The 19200-nt window shown below is 70.7% G+C and carries 20 protein-coding genes; 13 read left to right on the top strand and 7 right to left on the bottom strand.

Annotated features, from left to right (window positions below):
* The first annotated feature begins 764 nt into the window (after window positions 1-764).
* The 9 genes from IM725_RS09590 (at window position 765) to IM725_RS09630 (ending at window position 7457) form a co-directional block, all read left to right on the top strand.
* On the top strand, window positions 765-1328 hold the full coding sequence (locus tag IM725_RS09590) for a DUF4142 domain-containing protein (RefSeq protein ID WP_193780362.1): 564 nt from the start codon (window positions 765-767) through the stop codon (window positions 1326-1328).
* A gap of 137 nt (window positions 1329-1465) precedes the next feature.
* Entirely contained in the window at window positions 1466-1666 is a 201-nt protein-coding gene (locus IM725_RS09595) for a hypothetical protein (protein ID WP_193780363.1), read from the top strand.
* Between the two features lie 74 nt (window positions 1667-1740).
* The gene (locus IM725_RS09600; RefSeq protein ID WP_193780364.1) at window positions 1741-2439 is read left to right on the top strand and encodes a tyrosine-protein phosphatase; all 699 of its coding nucleotides are present in this window, start codon (window positions 1741-1743) and stop codon (window positions 2437-2439) included.
* 90 nt (window positions 2440-2529) lie between these two features.
* Window positions 2530-3801, top strand: a complete 1272-nt coding sequence (locus IM725_RS09605) for a phospholipase D-like domain-containing protein (RefSeq protein WP_193780365.1) — start codon at window positions 2530-2532, stop codon at window positions 3799-3801.
* Between the two features lie 127 nt (window positions 3802-3928).
* Window positions 3929-4405, top strand: coding sequence for a hypothetical protein (locus IM725_RS09610; protein WP_193780366.1), 477 nt, complete (start codon window positions 3929-3931; stop codon window positions 4403-4405).
* 5 nt (window positions 4406-4410) lie between these two features.
* Window positions 4411-5247 (top strand): alpha/beta hydrolase, encoded by an 837-nt coding sequence (locus IM725_RS09615; protein ID WP_193780367.1) that lies wholly within the window; start codon window positions 4411-4413, stop codon window positions 5245-5247.
* Between the two features lie 10 nt (window positions 5248-5257).
* Window positions 5258-6577: a cation:proton antiporter gene (locus IM725_RS09620; RefSeq protein ID WP_193780368.1), complete on the top strand. Its 1320-nt coding sequence runs from the start codon at window positions 5258-5260 to the stop codon at window positions 6575-6577.
* Window positions 6578-6741: 164 nt separating this feature from the next.
* Complete coding sequence (locus IM725_RS09625; RefSeq protein ID WP_193780369.1) at window positions 6742-7068, top strand: hypothetical protein; 327 nt, start codon at window positions 6742-6744, stop codon at window positions 7066-7068.
* Window positions 7068-7457 (top strand): hypothetical protein, encoded by a 390-nt coding sequence (locus tag IM725_RS09630; protein WP_193780370.1) that lies wholly within the window; start codon window positions 7068-7070, stop codon window positions 7455-7457. The genes IM725_RS09625 and IM725_RS09630 overlap by 1 nt, the downstream gene beginning before the upstream one ends.
* Window positions 7458-7473: 16 nt before the next feature.
* Here the strand turns inward: IM725_RS09630 and IM725_RS09635 are convergent, their stop codons facing one another.
* From IM725_RS09635 to IM725_RS09645, 3 genes are all read right to left on the bottom strand, one after another.
* Window positions 7474-8367 carry a sulfurtransferase gene (locus IM725_RS09635; RefSeq protein WP_193780371.1) on the bottom strand — a complete coding sequence of 298 codons (894 nt, stop codon included), beginning with the start codon at window positions 8365-8367 and terminating at the stop codon, window positions 7474-7476.
* Window positions 8368-8380: 13 nt separating this feature from the next.
* Entirely contained in the window at window positions 8381-9283 is a 903-nt protein-coding gene (locus IM725_RS09640) for a DMT family transporter (RefSeq protein ID WP_193780372.1), read from the bottom strand.
* A 136-nt stretch (window positions 9284-9419) separates the two neighbouring features.
* Complete coding sequence (locus IM725_RS09645; protein WP_193780373.1) at window positions 9420-10544, bottom strand: aromatic ring-hydroxylating oxygenase subunit alpha; 1125 nt, start codon at window positions 10542-10544, stop codon at window positions 9420-9422.
* Between the two features lie 193 nt (window positions 10545-10737).
* Here IM725_RS09645 and xseB point away from each other — a divergent pair, with 193 nt between their 5' ends.
* From xseB to IM725_RS09665, 4 genes are read left to right on the top strand one after another with little or no spacing between them, the layout of a single operon-like run.
* A complete protein-coding gene (gene xseB, locus IM725_RS09650; RefSeq protein WP_193780374.1) occupies window positions 10738-10971 on the top strand; it encodes an exodeoxyribonuclease VII small subunit in 234 nt (77 codons plus the stop codon).
* On the top strand, window positions 10968-11861 hold the full coding sequence (locus IM725_RS09655) for a polyprenyl synthetase family protein (protein ID WP_287067825.1): 894 nt from the start codon (window positions 10968-10970) through the stop codon (window positions 11859-11861). Before xseB ends, IM725_RS09655 begins: the two co-directional genes overlap by 4 nt.
* A gap of 17 nt (window positions 11862-11878) precedes the next feature.
* Window positions 11879-13765 (top strand): 1-deoxy-D-xylulose-5-phosphate synthase, encoded by a 1887-nt coding sequence (gene dxs / locus IM725_RS09660; protein WP_193780376.1) that lies wholly within the window; start codon window positions 11879-11881, stop codon window positions 13763-13765.
* 14 nt (window positions 13766-13779) lie between these two features.
* Window positions 13780-14859 (top strand): TRAP transporter substrate-binding protein, encoded by a 1080-nt coding sequence (locus tag IM725_RS09665; RefSeq protein ID WP_193780377.1) that lies wholly within the window; start codon window positions 13780-13782, stop codon window positions 14857-14859.
* 76 nt (window positions 14860-14935) lie between these two features.
* On the opposite strand, the gene IM725_RS09670 is transcribed toward IM725_RS09665, so the two are convergent.
* Genes IM725_RS09670 through IM725_RS09685 form a run of 4 tightly spaced genes read right to left on the bottom strand, consistent with a single transcriptional unit; the run spans window position 14936 to window position 19188 of the window.
* Complete coding sequence (locus IM725_RS09670) at window positions 14936-15817, bottom strand: carbohydrate ABC transporter permease (protein ID WP_193780378.1); 882 nt, start codon at window positions 15815-15817, stop codon at window positions 14936-14938.
* A gap of 14 nt (window positions 15818-15831) precedes the next feature.
* Window positions 15832-16731, bottom strand: coding sequence for a carbohydrate ABC transporter permease (locus IM725_RS09675; protein ID WP_193780401.1), 900 nt, complete (start codon window positions 16729-16731; stop codon window positions 15832-15834).
* A gap of 28 nt (window positions 16732-16759) precedes the next feature.
* Window positions 16760-18088 (bottom strand): ABC transporter substrate-binding protein, encoded by a 1329-nt coding sequence (locus IM725_RS09680; protein WP_193780379.1) that lies wholly within the window; start codon window positions 18086-18088, stop codon window positions 16760-16762.
* Window positions 18089-18120: 32 nt separating this feature from the next.
* Window positions 18121-19188, bottom strand: coding sequence for an ABC transporter ATP-binding protein (locus tag IM725_RS09685; protein ID WP_193780380.1), 1068 nt, complete (start codon window positions 19186-19188; stop codon window positions 18121-18123).
* Window positions 19189-19200: the final 12 nt, after the last annotated feature.

A 19200-nucleotide genomic window follows, 5' to 3' on the forward strand; every position in this document is an offset into this window, starting at 1 on the left:
CGTCAGGCAAACCCAGCCCCGGCCGCCGGCAGCCCGCTGCCGCGCCCAATGGGGCGGTCGGCACTTCGTGTCCGACTTCCCCTGCGATGCTCGGTCCAGGCCCCGCGGCGTAACTCGCTACGCGCTCGCCTGCGGCGAGCGCTTCGCTCAGACAGACGCCGCAAGTCAGAAAGCTTGGGGCCTGGCCCTGCGCTTCTCGGGCGCCCCATAGGGCGCGGCAGCAGGCAGCCGGCGGCCGGGGCTGGGTTTGCCAGTGGCACGGTGGCGCGCAGCCGTTGAGCGCCCGCGTCTCCTGACTCTCTGTGAGGTGCCGGCGCTCCACCGCTGGTGCGCCCAGATGGTTTTCTCGCCCCGCTGGCCGGCCTGTGGCGGGGGCGATTTGTGACGCGGCTGGAATTTGCGGCCTGGGGTCGGAAGCGCGGTCCGCAGGTCCGCGCGTCGTTTCATGCTCACGGCGCCTGTTTGAGCGAAGCGGTGGCGCAGCCAGCGCGTAGCGAGTTGCGCCGTGCCGGCTCCAGGCCGCAAATTCCAGCGGAGTCCGCGCAGCGGACCGCGGCAGTATGAGCCCCCGCCACAGGCCGGCCAGCGGGGCGAGCGCGAGGTCGAAGAGCGCTGAGAACTCTGTCAGCCCACACGGTGGCGCAAGCGTCCGGCCTCAGCAAGAAACGACTGCCAACCGCACCTGAAACATTTGGGAACACAGCGCCCCCGCCTCGGCCGTAGATTTGCTGGAACAACAACCGACTCGAGATTTGGGAGAGACCATGCGCGTTCGCCACCCGCTCCGCTTCGCCGTGCCCCTGGCCGCCCTCATGGTGGCGGGCTGCGCGAGCGTGGGGCCGGCGTCCCCTTCGGCCCCGGCGGTGGTGGCGCCCACCTCGCCGCTGACCCTGTCCGAGAAGGCCTTCGTCGCCCGGGCGATCAACAAGACGCTCTACCAGCTGGAGGTGTCGCGGCTGGCGGCGCAGCGCGCCACCGATGCGCGGGTGCGGGCCTATGCCGAGGGCATGGTGGGGCGGCAGACGCGCTTTACCGATGAGCTGGTGCGGCTCATGAGCGCCAAGGGCGTGCCGCCGCCCAAGGGGCTGGGCAGCGACAACGAGAGCAAGCTGCACAAGCTCGCCGCGCTGCCGCCCAGCGCCGCGTTCGACCAGGGCTATGTGCGCGTCATCGGCATCGAGGACCACCAGGCCAACATCAGCATGCTCGAACAGGGCCGTCGCATCGCGGTGGACCGCGAACTGCGGGCCTTCATCGACCGGAACCTGCCTATCCTGCGGCGCGAGCTCGGCGTGGCGCAGGAACTGGCGAGCTCGCTCACAGGCTAGCGCCGCGCGCCAGCGGACTACACAGGGCCACAGGGCCCGACTACAGCGCCTGCACGCGCCGCTCCTAGAGTGGGTTCGTGGCGCGCGCAACGGTGCGCCGCCGCAGTTTCCCCAGACCCTTCCACAAGGAGCAAACGATGGCAGCGAAAAGCAAATCGAAGTCGGGCGGCATGAGCCGCTCCGAAGCCGGCAGCATGGGCGCACGCGCCAGCAACCAGAACAGCCAGGCGCAAAGCGAGCGCGCCCGCGGCAACAGCAACGCCAGCAAGCGCGGTAGCGCCAGCAGCGGCGAGAAGCGCTCCTCCTCGTCCTCCTCCTCGGGCAGCCGCAGCCGCTGAGGCCGCGCCCCCTGGACCCCCGCAATGCCCGGCCCCGCCGGGCATTCTTTCGAGGGCACGGGCAGAATCAGGGGATGCTGATTCCAAGCGCCACGAATTTCCGGCGACTCCCCCACGTGCGGCCCGGCACGCTCTTCCGCTCCGACCACCTGGGCGCCCTGGACGCCGACGATGCCCGCCAGATCCAGGGCCTGGGCATACGCCGCGTGCTCGATTTCCGCGGCGCCGAGGAACGCACCGCCGCGGCCTGCGTGCTGCCCGGCGTCCAGGTGCATTCCCTGGCCATCGAGCCCACCATCGTGCAGGTGCTCAAGGACCTGCTGGACGCCGGCCACGAACTCACCGAGGCCGAGGTGGTCGCCCACATGCAGGACACCTACCGCGGCTTCGTGCGGCGCAGCAGCCACCGCTTCCGCGAGTTCTTCGGCCACCTGCTGGCCTCCAGCGAGCCCACCGTCTTCCACTGCACCGCCGGCAAGGACCGCACCGGCTTCGCCGCCGCGCTGGTGCTGCTGGCCCTGGACGTGCCCATGGACGAGGTCATGGCCGACTACCTGCTCACCAACGAGCGGCTCAAGCCGGCCTTCCTCGAGAACACCCGGCTGCCGCCGCAGGTGGCGCGCGTGCTGACCCGCGTGCAGCCCGAGTTCATCGAAGCCTCCTTCGAGGCCGTGCAGCAGGACTTCGGCGGCATGGACCGCTACCTGCGCGAGGCCCTGGGCCTGGAGGCGGCGCAGCGCGCCCGCCTGCGCGAGCTCTACCTGGACGGCTGAGCGCGCCGCGCAGCGCCCGGCTGTAGGCCGGGGTCTACAGTTGCCCGCCAGGCCCCCGCCACGGCCGCGCCAGGGCTAGCATGGCCGCCGATGAAGCACAGGAAGTGGTGGATCCTGGCGGTGGTCGTGGCCCTGTTCCTGGGCCTGGGCTTCGCCAACCTGTCGGTGCCCGAGCGCAAGGTGCAGACCGACATCTCGCACCTGTACGGCGTGCGCGACCCGCAGTTCCTGCGCTCCATGGGCCTGATGCTGGGGCCCGCCATCGCCGAGGGCAACCAGGCCACCGTGCTGCTCAATGGCGACCAGATCTTCCCCGCCATGCTGGAGGCGATCCGTGGCGCACGCCAGAGCATCCTGTTCGAGACCTACATCTACTGGTCCGGCGACATCGGCCGCGAGTTCGCGCAGGCCCTGGCTGAGCGGGCGCGGGCCGGCGTGCCGGTGCACGTGCTGCTCGACTGGGTGGGCAGCCAGAAGATCGACGACGTGCTGCTGCAGCTGATGCGCTCGGCGGGCGTGCAGGTGCGCTACTTCCACCCGCTGCGCTGGTACAACCTGGGCCGCCTGAACAACCGCACCCACCGCAAGCTGATGGTCGTGGACGGCCGCGTCGGCTTCACCGGCGGCGTGGGCATCGCACCCGAATGGACGGGCCACGCCCAGGACCCCCGGCACTGGCGCGACACGCACGTGCGGGTCGAGGGGCCGGTGGTGGCCCAGATGGAAGCGGTGATCCTGGACAACTGGGCCAAGACCACCGGCGAGGTGCTGCACGGCGCGGCCTACTTCCCGCCCCTGGCGCCGGTGGGCAGCGAGCGGGCCCAGATGTTCGCCAGCTCGCCGCAGGGCGGCAGCGAGAGCATGCTGCTCATGGTGCTGCTGGCGATCAGCGCGGCCGAGCAGAGCATCGACATCTCGAATTCCTACTTCGTGCCCGACGACGTGACGCGGCGCGCGCTGGTGGCGGCCGTGCGGCGCGGCGTGCGGGTGCGCATCATCACGCCCGGCCCGGTGATGGACGCCGAGACCGTGCGCCGCGCCTCGCGGGGCCTCTGGGGCGAGCTGCTGGAGGCGGGCGTGCAGATCTACGAGTACCAGCCCACCATGTTCCATTGCAAGGCCATGGTGGTGGACGGGCTGCTCAGCTCCATAGGCTCCACCAACTTCGACGAGCGCAGCTTCCGCCTCAACGACGAGGCCAACCTGAATGTGTACGACGCCGGCTTCGCGCAGCAGCAGCAGGCGGTGTTCGAGGACGACCTGAAGCATTCGCGCCGCATCACCCTGGCCCAGTGGCAGGCACGCCCCTGGCGCGAGAAGGTCAAAGAGGCGGTGCTGGCGCGGCTGGGCGCGCTGCTCTGAGGCGTGGCCCGGGGCCTTGCACGCCCGTCGTTCAACGCGCCCCGGTTCCTACCGCGTCCGGTGCCACGCTCCTACACACTTCGCGCCTCGGCAGCGCGATCCTGCAGTTTCACCAAGGAGCGTTTGCATGCCGAACCAGGAAGAATCCCGTGATGGCGTCCCTCGCAAGAGCCCGGACCGTCCCAGCCCGGACGTGAGCCGCGATGCCACCGACGGGCAGTCCGATGCACGCGGCCGCGGCGCCAGCGACACGCAGGGCGAGCCCGTGCCCACGCCCGGCGAGGCCGACGACCGCGCGCGCGGCTATCCCGGCGACGGCCCCGCCAAGGTGGGCCTGACCAGCAGCCGGCAGCCCGGCCTGGTGGCGCCCAGTGGCGTCAACGAGCGCGACCACGGCGCCGCCGACGACAAGCCCATGGGAGGCGGCAGCGTCAACCTGGACGACGGCACGAGCATGGAACATCCGCGCGGGCGCACCGGCGGCCAGGGCGGCACCTGGCAGAGCGGAAGCGACAGCGCGCCCCTGGGTCCGCCCGGCGCGGGCCTGTCCGACAGCAACGGCCCCAGCGACCCCGACCGGCGCGGCGGCCCCCGCCAGGAGTGATCGCCATGAAGAGGGAGAGCCACCACGCCTACGCACTGTTCTCCCTCGGTCTCCTCGCAGCGGCCGGGGCGGCCTGGACCGCCGCCATCGGCTGGCTCTGGTTCCGCCAGGAACACCTGCTGTTCGAGCCCGTGCCCTTGCCGGGCGGCGAGCGCCTGGTGCCCGACGAGGACGTGCACGAGCACACGGTGCAGGTGCCCGGGGCCGCGCTCTCGGTGGCGCAGCTTCGGCGGCCGGCGCCGCGCGGCGTGGTCTTCTTCCTGCACGGCAACAGCGGCAACCTGCGCGATTGCCTGGTCGACCTGGACGCGTTCCGCGAGGCGAACTTCGACCTGGTGGCCATGGACTACCGCGGTTACGGCAAGAGCAGCGGCCACATCGCGAGCGAGGAGCAGCTGCGTGCCGACGTGCGCGCGGTGTGGAACCACTTCGCCGGCCAGTACACGGGCCAGCGCATCGTGATCGCCGGCCAGTCGCTGGGCACCGGGCTCGCCGCCGGGCTCTCGGCCGAACTGGGCACCGCCGGCCAGCCGCCCCACCTGACGCTGCTGGTGTCGGCCTACAGCAGCATGCGCGCCCTGGGCGAGGAGCTGTACCCCTGGGTGCCGGGGCGCGTGCTGCGCTACCCGCTCCACACGGTGGAACACGTGGGCAAGCTGCAGGGCCCGCTGGTGCTGATCCACGGCGACTGCGACGAGCTGATCGGCATCCACCACAGCCGCGCCCTGGCCACCGCACTGCCCACCGCGCAGCTGCACTGCCTGGAAGGCGCGGGCCACGGCGACGTGCACCGCCACCCCAGCTTCCGCAAGGCCGTGGCCGGCGCGCTCGCCTGCCTCTGACGCGCAGCGCATGCAGGAGGCCCTGTGGGCCCTGGTCACCGGGGGCCTGATGCTGCTCATGGCGCTGGGCGCGACGGTGCTCACGCGCATCCCGCTGTCCACCAGCATGGTCTACCTGGGCGTGGGGGTCGCGCTCAGCCCCTGGGGCCTGGGCCTGCTGCGGGCCGACGTCGCCCAGCACACCGTGCTGGTGGAGCGGCTGTGCGAGGTGGTGCTGCTGGTCTCGCTCTTCTCGTCCGGGCTCAAGATGAGCACCGCGCTGCGCGACCGGCGCTGGGTGCTGCCGCTGCGCCTGGCGCTGCTCTCCATGCTGGTGACGGTCGCGCTGATCGCGCTGGCCGGACACCTGCTGCTCGGCCTGTCCTGGGGGGCGAGCGTGCTGCTGGGCGGCATGCTCGCGCCGACCGACCCGGTGCTCGCCTCGGACGTGCAGGTCACGCACCCGCGCGACCGCGACAGCCTGCGCTTCGCGCTCACCGCCGAGGGCGGCCTGAACGACGGCACCGCATTCCCTTTCGTGCTGCTGGGCCTGGGCCTGCTGGGGGCCGACCCCGACGCCCACGACGGCTGGCGCTGGCTGCTGCTGGACGGGCTCTGGTCCTCGCTGGCTGGGCTCGCCCTGGGGGCCGGCCTGGGGCTGGCGATCGCGCGCCTGGTGCTGTACCTGCGACGGCGCCACCGCGAGGCCGTGGGGCTGGACGATTTCCTGGGCATGGGGCTGATCGCGCTCAGCTACGGCGTCGCGCTGCTGCTGCATGCGAACGGCTTCCTCGCGGTGTTCGCGGCCGGCGTCGCGATCCGCTACCTGCAACGCACCCAGAGCCCGGACCCGGGCAGCCTGCGCCTGGCCGAGAGCGCCGAAGCCGACCCGGATGAATCGGTGGCGCAGAAGGTGGCGGTCGATCCGCGCCATGCACCGGCCTACATGGCGCAGGCGGTGCTGGGCTTCAACGAACAGCTGGAGCGCATCGGCGAGCTCGCCGTGGTGGTGCTCATAGGCGCGCTGCTGTGGTCGGTGCAATGGCAGGGCTGGGCCTGGTGGTTCGTGCCGCTGCTGCTGCTGGGCGTGCGGCCGGTGGCGGTGGCGCTGGGCCTGCGCGGCAGCCGCGCCTCGCGCGCGCAACGCTGGCTGATGGGCTGGTTCGGCATCCGCGGCGTGGGCTCGCTGTACTACCTCGCGTACGCCGCGAACCATGGCCTGCCGCACGCCGATGCGGTGCTCCTGGCCTCGGTCACGCTCTCGGTGGTGGTCAGCTCCATCGTGCTGCACGGCATCTCGGTCACGCCGCTGATGCAGGCCTACGAGAAGCGCAAGCGCCGCGGCCGTTGACCCTGCGCCGGGTACCGCCGAGCCAGCCCAGCCTCTGCGCTTGTCCTACATGCGGACGCTGCCCGAGCCGACATCCCGGGCGCCGCGCCTGCCTAGAGTCACCACAGGGCAGTCGTGGCTGCCCTTTCCATTGACGACGCGACAAATCCTGAAGGAGTACCCGCATGAAGACCTCGATCAGCCATACCGCCGTGGCCGTGATGGCCGTGGTGGCCGCCCTGTCCCTGAGTGCCTGCAACAAGCGCGATACCACTGCCTCCGGCGGCACCGGTGCCGGCACCAGTTCCTCGGCCAGCACCACCCCCTCCAGCAGCGGCATGGGCGCCGGCACCGGCAGCAGCTCGGGCACCGGCACCGCCAGCAGCGGCTCGTCCGACACCACCGGCTCCAGCAGCACCGGCGGCAGCACCGGCGCCATGGGCTCCACCGGCACCGGCGGCACCAGCTCCGGCACCAGCTCCACGCCGAGCAGCAGCACCACCACGCGCTGATGCGCAGGCACGCGCTCGCGCTCGCCGTTCCGTTCGCACTCGCCCTGGCGGGCTGCGGGCGTCATGCGGGCGGGGAGGCCGTGTCACCGGGCAGCCCGGGCACCGGCAACCCCACGGTGCAGGCCGCGCCCCAGGCACCGGACGGGCCGCCCGGCGGCTCCACCGGGGCCAAGGGCGGCATGCCCGCGCCGGGCAGCTCGGGTGGGGACATGCCGGCTGGCGCCACGGGCAAGGGAAGCGGCGCCGCGCAGGCGCCGGGCACCGGCCTGAACGGGGGACTGGGGGCGCAGTCGGGCATGAGCCCCGCCAGTGCCAGCCATGACACCGTGCCGGGCGTGGCCGGCGGCAGCAGCAACACGACGAACGGCAGCGCCGTCGGCAACCGCTAGGCGCGCTGGGCGCGCCTCAGCCGCCCCGGGCCACCGGGCGCGAGGGGTCGCTGCACCACTCGCTCCAGCTGCCGGCGAACAGCGCGGCGCGCCCCAGGCCGGCCAGTTCCATGGCGATCAGGTTGGGCACGGCGCTCACCCCGCTGCCGCACTGGTGCACCACCGAGGCTGCATCGCGGCCGGCCAGCAGGGCTTCGAATTCCGCACGCAACTGCGCGGCCGGCTTGAAGCGGCCGTCCGGCCCGATGTTCTCCGACCCGGGCCGGTTGAGCGCGCCCGGAATGTGGCCGGCCACCGGATCCAGCGGCTCGACCTCGCCGCGAAAGCGCGGCGCCGCGCGGGCGTCCACCAGGGTCTGACCCTGGGGCTGCGCGAGGCCGGCCTCCACGTCCTGCACGCGCGCCAGCCGCGCGAGCGGCGCCTGCAGTGCGAAGTTGGACTGGAAGGGCAGGGGCTCCTCGCCCGCCGCCAGCTCGCCGCCGGCTTCCTGCCAGGCGCGCAGCCCGCCGTCGAGCACGGCGACAGCCTCGTGGCCCGCCCACTTGAGCATCCACCACAGGCGGCCGCAGTAGGTGCCGTTGCTGCGGTCGTACACCACCGCCTGCATGTCGTTGGCGAAGCCCATCTTGCACAGCCACATGGCGAATTTCTCGCGGCTGGGCAGCGGGTGGCGCCCGCCCGAGGCGGCATCCCGGTGCGGGTGCTGGCTGCCGTCGGGCTCGACCACGGGCATGTCCGAGAGGTCGCGGTCCAGGTGGGCGTAGCGCGCGCCCGGGATGTGCGCCTGGCGCCAGGCCTCCTCGCCGACGGCGGGGTTCATGAGGTCGAAGCTGCAGTCGAACACCATGTGCCGCGCGCCGCTCGCGCGCAGCTGCTGCAGTTCAGCGGCGGTAATGAGCAGGGTCTGCATGGCCTGCAATTTATCAGTGTTCCTCGGCCGGCGCGTGGGGCGCGGCCCGGGCCCGCAGCGCCGTCGCGGTGATGCCGCTGGCGATGATGAGCCCCATCCCCAGCCAGCCCGTCAGCGGCAGCGAGTCGCCGAAGAGCAGCACGCCGTAGATCGCGCCGAAGACGATGCCCGAGTACTGGAAGCTGGCCACCACCAGCGTCGCGCCCCGGCTGTAGGCCCGGGTCATGCACAGCTGGCCCAGCGAGGCGAACAGCCCCACCGGCAGCAGCCACAGCGCATGCGGCCAGGACCAGGCCGAGATGCCGCCCGTGATGGGCATGGCCAGCAGGCCGGCCACCGTGGAGCCGACGGCGAAGTAGAAGACCGTGCGCGTCTCGGGTTCGCCCAGGCGCCCCAGCGCCATCACCTGCATGTAGGCGAAGGCGGCGATCAAACCGGACAGCAGGCCCACCAGGCCGGCGAAGGCCTGGTCCTGCGCGATGGTGGGACGCAGCATCAGCACCACCCCGCTGAAGCCGGCCAGCACGGTGAGCACCAGCGGGCCCTGGTGCAGGGGGGCGGCCGCGCCGCGCCGGGGCGTCCAGGCCAGCAGCGCGCCGCCGATGAGGAACACCGCCACCCACACGCTGCTCATGTAGTTGAGCGTCATGCCGGTCGCCAGCGGCAGGTGGGCCAGGGCGTAGAACCAGGCGCCCAGCGAGACCACGCCGACCAGGCTGCGCCAGGCGTGGCTGCCCGGGTAGGCCGTGCCCAGGGTGACGCCCTGGCGGCGCGCCAGCGCCCACATGAAGAGCATGCCCAGCAGGCCGCGGTAGAACACCAGCTCGGCGCTGCTGAACCAGGCCGAGGCGAACTTCACGCACACCGCCATGGTGGCGAAGAAGAAGGCGGCGGCGAGCATCCACAGGGCCTGCATCAGGGCTCCTGCACCCGGTGCGGCCAGGGAGTGGCAGCCGGCCGCCGGGCCGGCGGGGAGAGGGTGGCTGGGTGCTGCGAGGCCCGGTGCAGCGGCCGCCCCGGGCCGCCGTGCAGGCCGCCGGCGAGGCCGCGCATCAGACCGTGCCGATGCGGGCGCGGTACCACTCGTGGAAGTGCTGCATGCCGTCTTCCATCGGGCTCTGGTACGGGCCCACCTCGTTGGCGCCGCGCGCCAGCAGCGCCCGGCGGCCGGCGTCCATGCGCAACGCGATCTCGTCGTCCTCCACGCAGGTCTCCATGTACGCGGCCTTCTGCGCCTCGACGAACTCGCGTTCGAAGGCGGCGATCTCCTCGGGGTAGTAGAACTCCACCATGTTCAGCGTCTTCTGCGGCCCGATGGGGTGCAGCGTGGAGACGGTGAGCACGTGCGGGTACCACTCGACCATGATGTGCGGGTAGTAGGTGAGCCAGATCGCGCCGTGGCTGGGCGGCTGGCCGTTGCGAAAGCCCATCAGCGCCTTCTGCCAGCGCTCGTACGCGGGGCTTCCGGCGCGGCCCAGGCGGTTCGCCACGCCCACGGTCTGCACCGAGAAGTTCTCCTTGAACTCCCAGCGCAGGTCCTCGCAGGTCACGAAGTTGCCCAGGCCCGGGTGGAAGGGACCGACGTGGTAGTCCTCCAGGTAGACCTCGATGAAGGTCTTCCAGTTGTAGTCGCACTCGTGCAACTCCACGTGGTCCAGCACCATGCCGCTGAAATCCAGGGCGGCGCGCGGGCCCATGCCGGCCAGGTCGGCCTCGATGTCGCGGCCGTTGTCCTCGAACAGCAGGCCGTTCCATTCGCGCAGCTTCCACTGGGCGAGGTTCAGGCAGGGGTCCTCGGCGAAGTGCGGGGCGCCCAGCAGGGTGCCGGCCGGGCTGCCGTTGCCGCCGCTGTAGGTCCAGCGGTGCAGCGGGCACACGATGTTGCCGCCCGCGCCCTGGATCGAGCCGCGGCCCTTGAGGATCACGGCCTGGCGGTGGCGGCAGACGTTGGAGACCAGTTCCACCCCGCGCGCGGTGCGCAGCAGCGCGCGGCCCTCGTGCTCTTGCGGCAGGGCGTGGTAGTCGCCCTTTTCGGGCACCGACAGCGCGTGCCCCACATAACGGGGCCCGGGCTGGAAGATGAGTTCCATCTCGCGCTGGAAGAGCGCTTCGTCGAAATAGCTTGAAACGGGCAGTTGGCTTGCGGCCTGCTTGAGCTGAAGACTTAAATCAGACATGGGTGACCTGACCTAGAGACTCCCCCTATGAAGGGGCAGGGAAGCGCTGTTCTCGGGAGATAGGCGCGGGAAGGAGCGAACCGCTCTCGGGGCGGATGCCCGCAATGGGGCCCGCGATTGTACCCGGGGCCGTCCGGGCCTGCCCGCGAGGCCGGCGGGGCCGGGCGCCACGCCCTAGAATCGCAGCTTGACCATGACCCAGCCCCAGGACACCCCCCAGGCCCCGCCCAGCTACGAGGCCGCGCTCGAGGAGCTCGAACAGCTCGTCGCGGGCATCGAATCCGGCCAGCTGCCGTTGGAGCAGCTGCTTTCGGGCTACCAGCGCGGCGCCGCGCTGCTGCAGTTCTGCCGCGACAGGCTGACGGCCGTGGAACACCAGATCAAGCTGCTCGACGAGGGCACGCAGAAGCCGTGGATGCAGGAGTGAGCGCGGATTTCGAGCTCGCCCGCTGGAGCCGCGAACGCCTGGACCGGGTGGAGGACGCGCTGTCGCGCTGGGTGGTGGCCGATGCGCCGGCCGGCCTGGGCGATGCGATGCGCTATGCGGTGCTGGACGGCGGCAAGCGACTGCGCCCGCTGCTGGTGATCGCCGCCGCCGAGGCGGTGCAGGGCCAGCCCGAGGCCGCGCTGCGCGCCGCCTGCGCCGTCGAGCTGATCCATGCCTATTCGCTGGTGCACGACGACATGCCCTGCATGGACAACGACGTGCTGCGCCGGGGCAAGCCCACCGTCCACGTGAAGTTCGGCGAAGCCACGGCCCTGCTGGCCGGCGACGCGCTGCAGGCCCTGGCCTTCGAGCTGCTCGCCCCCGGCGAGGGCGAGGTTCCGCCGTCGGTGCAGGCCCGCCTGTGCCACCTGCTGGCCCGCGCCGCCGGCCATGCCGGCATGGCCGGCGGCCAGGCGATCGACCTGGCCAGCGTGGGCCTGAAACTGGACGAAGCCCGCCTGCGCGAGATGCACCGCCGCAAGACCGGCGCGCTGCTGCAGGGCTCGGTGATGATGGGCGCGGCCTGCGGCCGCTGCGATGCGCGCGCCGAGCGCGCGCTGGCGGCCTACGGCGATGCCGTGGGCGTCGCCTTCCAGGTCGTCGACGACATCCTGGACGTCACCGCCGATTCCGCCACCCTGGGCAAGACCGCCGGCAAGGACGCCGACCAGGGCAAGCCCACCTTCGTCTCCATCCTGGGCCTGGAGCGCTCGCGCGAACACGCGCAGCGGCTGCTGGACCAGGCCTGCGAGGCGCTCGCCGCCAGCGGCCTGCCGGACACGCGGGCGCTGCAAGCGCTCGCGCGCATGGTGGTCAACCGCGACAGCTGAACCCGGTGCCTATAGCCATGTCCCTGCTCGACTCCATCAACGACCCCGCCGACCTGCGCAAGCTGCCGCGCACGCAGCTCAAGCCCCTGGCCGATGAACTGCGGGCCTTCCTGCTCGCCAGCGTGGCGCGCACTGGCGGCCACCTCAGTTCCAACCTGGGCACGGTGGAACTGAGCATCGCGCTGCACTACGTCTTCAACACGCCCTACGACCGGCTGGTGTGGGACGTGGGCCACCAGACCTACCCGCACAAGATCCTCACCGGCCGGCGCGACCGCATGGGCACGCTGCGCCAGCTGGGCGGGCTGTCGGGCTTTCCGCTGCGCACAGAGAGCGAGTTCGACGCCTTCGGCACCGCGCACTCCTCGACCAGCATCTCGGCCGCGCTGGGCATGGCGGTGGCCGCACAGCGCAAGGGCGAGAACCGGCGCGCGGTGGCCATCATCGGCGACGGCGCGATGACGGCCGGCATGGCCTTCGAGGCCCTGAACAACGGCGGCGTGGCCGACTGCGACCTGCTGGTCATCCTCAACGACAACGACATGTCCATCAGCCCGCCGGTGGGCGCGCTGAACCGCTACCTGGCGCAGCTGATGAGCGGCCACTTCTACTCGGCGGCCAAGAACGTGGGCAAGAACGTGCTCAAGGTGGCACCGCCCCTGTTCGAACTCGCCAAGCGCATCGAGGAGCATGCCAAGGGCATGGTGGTGCCGGCCACGCTGTTCGAGAAGTTCGGCTTCAACTACATCGGCCCCATCGACGGCCACGACCTCGATTCGCTGATCCCCACGCTGGAGAACATCCGCCACCTGAGGGGGCCGCAGTTCCTGCACGTGGTGACGCGCAAGGGCCAGGGCTACAAGCTGGCGGAGGCCGACCCGGTGGCCTACCACGGGCCCGGCAAGTTCGACCCGGCCGTGGGCCTCACGGCGCCGGCCGCGCCGCCCAAGACCACCTTCACCCAGGTCTTCGGCCAGTGGCTGTGCGACATGGCGGCGCAGGACGAGCGCCTGGTGGGCATCACGCCGGCCATGCGCGAAGGCTCGGGCCTGGTCGAATTCGAGAAGCGCTTCCCGCAGCGCTACTTCGACGTCGGCATCGCCGAGCAGCACGCGGTCACCTTCGCCGCCGGCCTGGCCTGCGAAGGCATGAAGCCGGTGGTCGCGATCTATTCCACCTTCCTGCAGCGCGCGTACGACCAGCTGATCCACGACGTCGCCCTGCAGAACCTGCCGGTGGTGTTCGCCCTGGACCGCGCGGGCATCGTGGGTGCGGACGGCCCCACCCACGCCGGCGCCTACGACATCCCCTACCTGCGCTGCGTCCCCAACATGGGCATCGCCTGCCCGGCGGACGAGGACGAGTGCCGCCGCCTGCTCACCACCGCCTTCCACCGCGATCACCCGGTGGCCGTGCGCTACCCGCGCGGCGCCGGCCCCGGCGCCGTGGTGCAGCCCGGCCTGGAGCCGCTGCCCTACGGCAAGGGCGAGGTGCGGCGCGAAGGCAGCGGCATCGCCATCATGGCCTTCGGCACCCTGCTCGCACCGGCGCTCGTCGCGGCCGAGCGCCTGGGCGCGACGGTGGTCAACATGCGCTGGGCCAAGCCGCTGGACGAGGCCCTGCTGCTGCAGGTGGCCGGCTCGCACGAGGCCCTGGTCACGCTGGAGGAGGGCGCCATCGCGGGCGGCGCGGGCAGCGCCGTGTGCGAGGCCCTGCACGCCGCCGGCCTGGCCAAGCCGGTGCTGCAACTGGGCCTGCGTGACGAGTTCATCCCGCACGGCGACCCGGCGCGGCTGCTGGCCCTGCAGGGGCTGGATGCCGCCGGCATCGAGGCCGCGGTGCGCGACCGCTTCGGCGAGATCGCAGAGCGCGCGCGTCCGCCGCTGAAGATCGTGGGCAGCTGAAGGCCGGCCACCGGATGAAGCGGCGCTCGCTCCTGGGCCGGGCCGGCCTGGCCGGGGTGCTGGCCGCGGGCGTGGCGCCCGCCGTCCATGCGCAGCCCACCGTGCGCTGGCGCCTGGCCTCCAGCTTCCCGCGCTCGCTGGACACCCTGTTCGGCGCTGCCGAGTTCTTCGCCGCCCGCGTCAAGGCGCTCTCGGGCGGGCGCTTCGAGGTGCAGGCCCATGAGCCCGACACCCTGCTCACGGCCTTCGGCGTGGTCGAGGGCGTGGGCAGCGGCGCGGCCGAGATGGCGCACACCGCCACCTATTACTTCTCCGAGAAGAACCCGGTCTTCGCCCTCGGCTGCGCCGTGCCCTTCGGCCTGAACAGCCGCCAGCTCACGGCCTGGATGCTGGAAGGCAACGGCCTGAAGCTGATGCGCGAGTTCTACGCCGGCTACCACATCGTCAACTTCCCCGGCGGCAACACCGGCGCGCAGATGGGCGGCTGGTTCCGCAAGGAAGTGCGCAGCGCCAGCGACCTGCACGGCCTGCGCTTTCGCATCGCCGGCTTCGCCAGCCTGCTGATGGAGCGCATGGGGGCCGAGCCGGTCAACCTGCCCGCCGCGCAGATCTATGCCGCCCTGGAGAAGGGCCACATCGACGCGGCGGAATGGGTGGGCCCGTACGACGACCAGAAGCTCGGCTTCGTCAAGGTCGCGCCCTACTACTACTACCCTGGTTTCTGGGAAGGTTCCACCCAGTTCGACTTCTTCGTCAACCAGCGCGCCTGGAATTCGCTGTCGGGCGAGCACAAGGCCATCGTCGAGGCCGCGGCGGCGCAGACGCACGTGCAGGTGCAGGCCAAGTACGACGCGCTCAACCCGGGCGCGCTCAAGCAGCTGGTGGCCTCGGGGGCCAAGCTGCGGCCCTTCCCGGCCGACGTCCTGGCCGACGCCTTCAAGCACGCCAACGACATCTACGCCGAGACCTCGGCGAAGAACGAGCAGTTCCGCCGCATCTACGCCGACATGGCGCGCTTCCGGGCCGACCAGAACCTGTGGTTCCGCTTCACCGAGGCCACCTTCGACCGCTTCATGCAGGCGCAGAAGCTCTGAGGCCGGCAGAAAGCGAAACGCCCGGCACCTGCGGACAGGCCCGGGCGTTCGCAGGCAGCGCGCGCAGTCGCGGCGCTTATTCCTTGACCGAGCCGGTCATCCCCGACACGTAGTACTCCACGAAGAAGGAGTAGACGAAGGCCACCGGCAGCGAGCCCAGCAGGGCACCGGCCATCAGCGGTCCCCAGTGGTAGACGTCGCCTTCGACCAGCTCGGTCACCACGCCGATCGGGATGGTCTTGATCTCGCTGGAGGAGATGAAGGTGAGGGCGTAGATGAACTCGTTCCAGGACAGCGTGAAGGCGAAGATGCCGGCGGAGATCAGGCCCGGCACCGCCAGCGGCAGCACGATGCGGGTGAGGATCTGCCAGCGCGTGGCGCCGTCGATGAGCGCGCACTCTTCCAGCTCGTGCGGGATGGAGCGGAAGTAGCCCATCAGCAGCCAGGTGCAGAACGGGATGAGGAAGGTCGGGTAGGTGAGGATCAGCGCCAGCCGCGTGTCGAACAACCCGAGCTGGAACACCACCGAGGCCAGCGGGATGAACAGGATGGAGGGCGGCACCAGGTAGGCCAGGAAGATCGCCAGGCCCACGTGCTTGGCGCCCGAGAAGCGCAGGCGCTCGATGGCGTAGGCCGCGGCCACCGAGCAGGCCAGCGAGGCGAAGGTGGACACCACCGACACCAGCACTGTGTTCCACATCCACTGCGGGTAGGAGGTCTCGAACAGCAGGTGGCGGAAGTGGTCCAGCGTGGGGCCCACCACCCAGAAGGGGTTGCCCTCGCGCGAGAGTAGTTCCTGGTTGGGCTTCACCGAGGTGATCACCATCCAGTAGAACGGGAACAGCAGGACGATGACGAAGATCACCAGCGGGAGGTAGACCGTCACCGTCCGCCGCATGGGCGACTCGAGGAAGTCCATCCCGGTGGGGTTGAGGGTCGTGTCGGAGTTGTCGCTCATGCGTTCCCTGCCGGTCAGTCCTTGGCGCCCTGCTGCCAGGCGCGCCGCTGCAGCCCGAAGTAGCTGAACATGATGGCCGCCAGCAGGAAGGGCACCATCGCGATGGAGATCGCCGCGCCTTCGCCCAGGGCGCCGCCGGGGATGGCGCGCTGGAAGGAGAGCGTGGCCATCAGGTGGGTGGCGTTCAGCGGGCCGCCGCGCGTGAGCACGTAGATCAGCTGGAAGTCGGTGAAGGTGAACAGCACGGAGAAGGTCATCACCACCGCGATGATGGGCGTGAGCAGCGGCAGCGTCACGTAGCGGAACTGCTGCAGCCGGGTCGCGCCGTCGATGGCCGAGGCCTCGTAGTAGGAGGGCGAGATGGTCTGCAGGCCGGCCAGCAGGGTGATGGCCACGAAGGGCACGCCGCGCCACACGTTGGCCGCGATGGTGGAGAGCCGGGCGTTCCAGGGCGAGCCCAGGAAGTCGATGTATTCGTGGATGATGCCCATCTTCATCAGCGCCCAGCTGATGATGGAGAACTGCGCGTCGTAGATCCACCAGAAGGCGATCGCCGACAGGGCCGTGGGCACGATGTAGGGCAGCAGGATGACCGCGCGGAAGAAGGTCTTGAAGCGCAGGTTGCGGTTGAGCAGCAGCGCCAGCCACAGGCCGAGCGCGAACTTCAGGGCGCTGGCCACCACCGTGTAGAACAGGGTGTTGAACAGCGCCAGGCGAGTGACGTCGTCACCCCAGAGGAACTGGTAGTTCTCCAGGCCCACCCACTCGCCGGGGCGGCCGACCTTGGCGTCGGTGAAGCCCAGCCAGACCCCCAGCCCCAGCGGGTAGGTGAGGAACAGCAGCAGCAGCAACGCGGCGGGCAGCATGAATGCCAGCCCGAGCGCGTTGCGGCTGTTCTGGAAGCGCTCCAGCAGGGACACCTTGCCGGGTGCCCCTGCGGCGTCAGACCTTGTAGTAACGCTCTGCACGCTTCTGCGCCCGGTCCATGGCTTCCTGCGGCGTCTTAGAGCCGCTGATGGCCTCGGCCACCATGTCGACGACGATGAAGTCGGCGCCCGCGCCCGCCGAGGCGTAGCCCAGCTTGCCGGCGTAGCCGGTGGGCCGCATGTTCTTGGTCGAATCGCGGTAGGGCGTGTTCTTCGGGTCGGAGGTCCAGATCGGGTTCTTCTCGTAGTAGGCCAGGGGCTGCGAGACATAGCCGCCGCAGGCCTGGATCCACGGGTCGAACTGCTCGGCCTCCATCATGAAGCGCAGGAAATCCTTCGCGGCCTGCGGGTACTTGGTGTACTTCATGACCATCTGGTTGAAGAACAGGTGCGACTCGGTCGGCACGCCCGCCGGGCCCACCGGGAAGGTCGCGTGGTTGATGTCCTGCGCGATCTCCTTGAGCTTGGGATCGGGCGAATTCTTCGCGGCGACGTAGATCGAGATGCCGTTGTTGGTGGCGCTGATCTGGCCGTCCAGGAAGGCCTTGTTGTTGCTCGGGTCCAGCCAGGACAGGGTGCCGGGGATGAAGGTGGCGTACAGCTGCTTGCCGTACTCCAGGGCCTTCAGGGTCTCGGGGCTGGAGATGACGACCTTGTTGTTCTGGTCGACCAGCTTGCCGCCGAAGGCCCACATCAGCCAGTTGCACCACAGGCCGTCACCCGTGGCGTGGCCCAGCGCGTAGCCCACCGGGGTGCCCTTGGCGTGCAGGGCCTGGCACATCTTGAGGAAGCCGTCGGTGTCCTTGGGGAAGGCGTCGAAGCCGGCCGCCTTGAGCATGCTCTGGCGGTAGACCATCATGGAGCCGGCGGTGCCCAGGCCCAGCGCGATCCACTTCTTGCCGTCGGGGCGCACGTAGGCCTCCACCGACTTGTACCAGCCGCCGTACTTCTTGCCGAGGTACTCGGCCAGGTCGGTCACGTCCAGCAGCTTGTCCGGGTAGAGGTTGGCGTCGTCGTTGGTGGACAGGATGATGTCCGGGCCGGCGCCGGTGTTGGCGGCCACGGCGGCCTTGGGGCGCACGTCTTCCCAGTTCTCGTTGTCCACGCGGACCTCGACGCCGGTCTTGGCGGTGTAGGCCTGCACGTTCTTCATGAACTGGTCGATGTCGCCCTGCACGAAGCGGCTCCAGCGCAGCACGCGCAGCTTGGCGCCCTTCTCGGGCTTGAAGGGCGAGGCCTGCGCATGCACGGCCGGCGCGAACACGGCGGCGCCGGTGCCCAGGGTGCCGGCGGCGGCGACGCTGGCGGTGCCTTCCAGGAAGCGGCGGCGGTTGAATTTCGTCATGGCTTGTCTCCTTGTGTCTGCGTGGGAAAGGATCAGAGCCGGCGACCCGTGGCCTCATCGAACAGATGGGCGCGCGAGAGGTCGGGAACCAGGTGCACCCGGGTGCCGGGGGCGAAATCGTGGCGCTCGCGGAACACCGCGGAGATGTCCATGCCGTGGTGGCGGCAGGCGATGAAGGTGTCCATGCCGGTGGGCTCCAGCACCACCACGTCGGCCGGGATGCCGCCGCTGTCGGCGAGGATCAGGTGCTCGGGCCGGGTGCCGTAGACCACGGCCTGGCCCTCGCTGCCGCCCTCGTGCGGCGGCGCAGGCAGCCGCGTGCCGTCGCGCAGCTCGACCGAGGCGGCGCCGCCTTCGCGGCGCAGGATACCGGGCAGGAAGTTCATGGAAGGGCTGCCGATGAAGCCGGCCACGAACAGGTTGGCCGGCTGGTCGTAGAGCTGCAGCGGGTTGCCGGTCTGCTCGATGCGGCCGTCGCGCATGACGACGATCTGGTCGCCCATGGTCATGGCCTCGATCTGGTCGTGCGTGACGTAGATGGAGGTGGTGCGCAGGCGCTGGTGCAGTTCCTTGATCTCGCTGCGCATGGCCACGCGCAGCTTGGCGTCCAGGTTGGACAGCGGCTCGTCGAAGAGGAAGACCTGCGGGTCGCGCACGATGGCCCGGCCCATGGCGACGCGCTGGCGCTGGCCGCCGGAGAGCTGGCGCGGGAAGCGGTCGAGCAGGGCGTCGAGCGCGAGGATCTGCGCGGCGCGCTGGACCTTCTCGTCGATCACGGACTTGTCGGCCTTCGCCAGGTTGAGCGAGAACGCCATGTTGTCGCGCACCGTCATGTGCGGGTACAGCGCGTAGTTCTGGAACACCATGGCGATGTCGCGCTGCTTGGGCGGCAGGTCGTTCACGACCTGGCCGTTGATGCGGATCTCGCCGCCGGTGACCATCTCGAGGCCGGCGATCATGCGCAACAGCGTGGACTTGCCGCAGCCGGAGGGGCCGACCAGCACGGTGAAGGATCCGTCCGGAATCTCGATGTCCACGCCATGCAGGATGGGGGTGGTGCCGAAGTTCTTGCGGACTGACTGGATGGTGACGCTGGCCATGGGCTCCCGATG

This window comes from Ramlibacter aquaticus (genome assembly GCF_015159745.1).
In the GTDB taxonomy this organism is placed as follows: domain Bacteria; phylum Pseudomonadota; class Gammaproteobacteria; order Burkholderiales; family Burkholderiaceae_C; genus Ramlibacter; species Ramlibacter aquaticus.